This window comes from Brevundimonas sp., assembly GCF_023259385.1.
GTDB lineage: Bacteria > Pseudomonadota > Alphaproteobacteria > Caulobacterales > Caulobacteraceae > Brevundimonas.
The window spans coordinates 1-4,642 of sequence record NZ_JAHFPF010000267.1 but is presented as its reverse complement, the minus strand read 5'-3'; the positions used below and the strand labels follow the sequence as shown (position 1 = coordinate 4,642).

General features: G+C 69.6%; 5 protein-coding genes. 1 reads left to right on the top strand and 4 read right to left on the bottom strand.

The window, feature by feature from the left end; all coding sequences use genetic code 11:
• Window positions 1–2,608: type I DNA topoisomerase (gene topA, locus Q0C81_RS16300; RefSeq protein WP_291840343.1), on the top strand; the 2,608-nt coding region annotated here is incomplete at its 5' end.
• A 13-nt stretch (window positions 2,609–2,621) separates the two neighbouring features.
• Here topA and Q0C81_RS16295 read toward each other — a convergent pair.
• The 4 genes from Q0C81_RS16295 to Q0C81_RS16280 form a co-directional block, all read right to left on the bottom strand.
• Window positions 2,622–3,041 carry a molecular chaperone DnaJ gene (locus Q0C81_RS16295; RefSeq protein ID WP_291840340.1) on the bottom strand — a complete coding sequence of 140 codons (420 nt, stop codon included), beginning with the start codon at window positions 3,039–3,041 and terminating at the stop codon, window positions 2,622–2,624.
• Entirely contained in the window at window positions 3,038–3,877 is an 840-nt protein-coding gene (locus Q0C81_RS16290) for a division plane positioning ATPase MipZ (protein WP_291840336.1), read from the bottom strand. Before Q0C81_RS16290 ends, Q0C81_RS16295 begins: the two co-directional genes overlap by 4 nt.
• Window positions 3,878–3,967: 90 nt before the next feature.
• Complete coding sequence (locus Q0C81_RS16285; protein WP_291840333.1) at window positions 3,968–4,336, bottom strand: hypothetical protein; 369 nt, start codon at window positions 4,334–4,336, stop codon at window positions 3,968–3,970.
• The coding region (locus Q0C81_RS16280) for an SPOR domain-containing protein (protein ID WP_291840331.1) at window positions 4,318–4,642 on the bottom strand (325 nt) is incomplete at its 5' end. The genes Q0C81_RS16285 and Q0C81_RS16280, both read right to left, overlap by 19 nt.

Sequence of the window (4,642 nt, the reverse complement as noted above, 5' to 3'; positions counted from 1 at the left end):
CGAAAGCCCCGCGAAGGCCAAGACCATCAACAAGTACCTCGGTCCGGACTACACCGTCCTGGCCTCCTACGGCCACGTCCGAGACCTGCCGTCCAAGGACGGCTCGGTCCTGCCCGACGACGATTTCGCCATGAGCTGGGAGATCGACGCCAAGGCCTCCAAGCGCCTGAGCGAGATCGCCGAGGTCGCCAAGAAGTCCGACCGCGTCATCCTGGCCACCGACCCCGATCGCGAGGGTGAGGCGATCAGCTGGCACGTGCTGGAGATCCTGCAGAAGAAGAAGGTGCTGAAGGACACGGTCGTTCAGCGGGTCACCTTCAACGCCATCACCAAGTCCGCCGTGCTGGAGGCCATGGCGGCCCCGCGCGACGTGGACATGGAGCTGGTCGAGGCCTATCTGGCCCGCCGCGCGCTGGACTATCTGGTGGGCTTCACCCTGTCGCCGGTGCTGTGGCGCAAGCTGCCGGGCGCCCGTTCGGCCGGCCGGGTGCAGTCGGTCGCCCTGCGCATCGTCGTCGATCGCGAGATGGAGATCGAGAAGTTCCGGGCCCAGGAATACTGGTCCGTCGAAGCCGACCTAGCCGCCGACAGCCCGCCCTTCGTCGCCCGCCTGGTCAAGCACGCCGGCAAGCGGGTGCAGCGCCTGGACATCATCTCGGAAGCCATGGCGAGCGCCGCGCGCGACGCCATCAACGCCGGGACCTTCACGATCAACTCGGTCGAGAAGAAGCCGGTCAAGCGCGCGCCCAGCCCGCCGTTCATGACGTCGACCCTGCAGCAGGAAGCGTCGCGCAAGCTGGGCTTCACCGCCCAGCGGACCATGCAGGCGGCGCAGAAGCTGTATGAGGGCGTGGACGACCAGGGCGGTCTGATCACCTATATGCGGACCGACGGCCTGTATGTCAGCCCGGAGGGGATCGCCCAGGCGCGGGAAGTCATCGGCCAGCGGTTCGGTCCGGCCTACGTTCCGGAACAACCTCGATATTACAAGACGAAAGCCAAGAACGCTCAGGAAGCGCACGAAGCCATTCGTCCGACGAACATGGCCCGCGCGCCCGAGACCCTGCGTCTGGAAAGCGACCTGCAGCGCCTCTACGAACTGATCTGGAAGCGGACCATCGCCAGCCAGATGGAGTCCGCGCGCCTGGACCGCACCACGGTCGAGATCGAGGAGCCGACCGGCCAAACGGGCCTGCGCGCCACCGGCCAGGTGGTCGCCTTCGACGGCTTCATGGCCGTCTATGAAGAAGGCCGCGACGAGAAGCAGAAGGGCGCCGAGGACGACGAGGACGACACCACCCGCCTGCCCGCGCTGAAGGAAGGTTCGGCCGCCAAGGTCGAGGCGATCCGCACCGAGCAGCACTTCACCGAGCCGCCCCCGCGCTTCTCGGAAGCGACGCTGGTGAAGAAGCTGGAAGAGCTGGGCATCGGCCGTCCCTCGACCTACGCCTCGACCCTGTCGACCCTGCGCGACCGCGAATACGTCCGCATGGACAAGAACCGCTTCTATCCCGAGGACAAGGGACGGCTGGTCACGGCCTTCCTGGAGCAGTTCTTCCGCAAATGGGTGGAGTACGACTTCACCGCGGCGCTGGAGACCCGTCTCGACGAAGTGTCGGCGGGCGAGCTGAACTGGAAGGTGCTGCTGCGCGACTTCTGGACCGACTTCCATGCGGCCACGAGCGCCGCGGGCGAGCTGCGCACCACGGCCATCCTGGACGCGCTGAACGAGTCGCTGGGGCCGCACATCTTCCCGCAGAAGGAAGACGGATCGGATCCGCGCGAATGCCCGCTGTGCCATCAGGGTCAGCTGAGCCTGAAGACCAGCCGCTTCGGCGCCTTCATCGGCTGCTCGCGCTATCCGGACTGCAAATACACCCGCCCGGTCGCGGCGCCCGACGCCGAGGGCGGCGGGGCGGACGGCGGCGACCGCACCCTGGGCAATGACCCGGCGACGGGCCAGCCGGTCGAGCTGAAGGTCGGCCGCTTCGGCCCCTATGTGGAGACCATGCCGCTGGACGCGGACAAGCCGAAACGCTCGTCCCTGCCCAAGGGCTGGTCGCCGGCGTCGCTGTCGCTGGAACAGGCCCTGCGCCTGCTGGCCCTGCCGCGCGAGGTGGGGGTCCACCCGGAAGACGGCAAGATGATCACCGCCGGCCTGGGCCGCTACGGGCCCTTCGTGCTTCACGCGGGGACTTACGCGAATGTCTCTGACATCGAAGAAGTTTTCGAGGTCGGCCTGAACCGCGCCGTGGCCTTGCTGGCCGAGAAGCGCGCCGGACGTCCGGGCCGCGGCTCGGCGGTCGCGCCGCTGAAGGAGCTGGGCGAACACCCCGAGGACAAGGCTCCCGTGCAGGTCATGGCCGGCCGCTTCGGCCCCTATGTGAAGTGGGGCAAGGTCAACGCCACGATCCCGAAGGGCACCGCGCCCGAGGACATGACGCTGGAGGCGGCGATCCCGCTGCTGGCCGAACGCGCGGCCAAGGCTCCGGCGGCGAAGACGAAGAAGGCGCCCGCCAAGAAGGCCGCGCCGAAGAAGGCGGCGGCGAAGAAGCCCGCCGCCAAGAAGGCTCCGGCCAAGAAGAAGGCCGCGGCGGCGGAGGAGTAATCCTCCGCCGCGCCTATCGCTTCAGCAGATAATCCCGCGCCGCGTTCAGGCGCGTGGCCAGGCCCTGCGTCCCGCCCTGATCGGGGTGGGCGCGGGCCATCAGCCGCTTCCAGGCGGCGTTGATCTCGGCTTTCGTGGCGTCGGCGGAGACGCCGAGGAGTGAACGAGCCTCACTGTCCGTCATGCCCTCGGCGCGCGGCGCGACGGCCCGTTGGCGCGAGGCGATGGTCAGCCACAGGCCGGCGCCGATCAGTCCGGCGCCGAACAGCCATGAGCCCCGGCTGACCGCCAGCACGCCGCCGCCGATCATCACGGCGCTGAACAGGGTGGCGGTGATGCGCCAGTGTCCCCGCCCCGCCCGCTCGCCCTGACGACCAAGACGAACCAGAGCCCAGACCGCGATCGCCGCCAGGACCAGCCAGAGCGGGCTCAAGCCGCGGCGTCGAGCGGGTTGTCGAGCGTGCCGCCCTCGAGGCCCAGCGACTGCATCAGGTTGCGCAGCTCCTGCCGCGCGGCGACGTGTGCCAGCGATACGGCGACCGGGCGCACGTCGTTGGACAGGTCGGCGACCGTGAGACCGAACGGGAAGAGCTCGCGGTAGATGACCCGATCGCGCAGGCCCGGGCCCATGCGGAAGCCGACGCGCTTGGCCAGCTTCTGCATCCGCTCTTCCAGGCGGCGGCGGTTGCGGGCCTCGGCCACGGCGAGACGGTTGGTGACGACGATCCAATCGATCTGGGCATGACGGCCCTGGGTGATCGCCCGATGCTTGCGGGCCTCCCAGACGCTCTCGGAATAGATCGAGGGCTTGAGCAGTTCGAGGGTGACCGGATCGACCTGACCCAGCAGGTCGAAGTCGACGAAGCTGTCGTTCATCGGGGTGACGATCTGGTCCGCCAGGCCGTGGGCCGTGCGCGACAGGACGGTGTCGCCCCCGGGCGTGTCGATCAGGATGACCTCGGCCCTGTTCCGGGCCTCGGCGAAGGCGGCCTCGAACCGGGTCAGCTGTTCGGCCTCGTCGGCTTTCGCGAGGGCCTTGCCGTCGCCCAGGTCGGGCTCGATCGGCATGGGCAGGGTCTGGCCGTTGCCGGCCATCCAGGCCGCGCGGTTGGCGAAGAAGCGGGCCATGGAACGCTGGCGCAGATCCAGGTCGATGATGGCCACGCGCTTGCCGGCGTGGAGCAGGCCGGTGACGATGTGGATGGCGAGCGTGGACTTGCCCGCCCCGCCCTTTTCGTTGCCGACGACGATGACCGTGGGGTCAGCCATGGGGGTTCAATCCTCAGCGCCGCCGACTCACATGCGGCCTGTTCGAGCGCCAGAATCGTCGGCGCGGGCGCGCCCGTCAACGAACGCGTGTCAGCTGTCTGTGGACTGGCCGGTCGGGTCGAGCGGCGCGCGGACGGCGCTGTCCAGGTCGCCGCGAACCGCAAGGCGGCGCGACAGGGTGGCTTCACCCCGGATCGCCATCGGACGGACCCACATCACATAGACGGCCGCGGCGGCGCTGAAGACGAAGATGAGGAGGTGGATGCCGAACACCGCGCCGAAGCCGCCGGGGTCGGCCCCCTGATCGTAGACATGTCCGTGTTTGCCCTCGATCTGGCCGGTCCCGAGCGCCATGACCAGCACCCAGCCGGCATAGATCGCCGTCAGGCCGGCGCAGGCGGCCCAGAAGAGGAAGGTCAGGCCGGTGCGGCGCTCGGGTCTCATACGGCCCGGCGGCACCAGGGATCGTCCACCCCGGCGGCGGCGCACAGGGCGGCAGCGCCAGCGGCGGGCGCGCGAACCTTCAGGCGCACGAGGTCGCGGCCGTTGACCGAGACGGCCTCGAAGGTCGGCGAAAGCCCTTCCAGCGCCCAGCCGGCGGCGCCGCTCTTGAGCCGGGACCAGGCGGCGCGGGCGGCCTGTTCGCTGGAGAAGGCGCCCAGTTGCACCAGGCCGCCCGGCGCGCGGGGCGCGGCGGCGGGACGGTCGGCGGGCAGCGCGGGACGCAGGGGCCTACGCTCGACGGCGTGCTGGATGCGAGCGCGG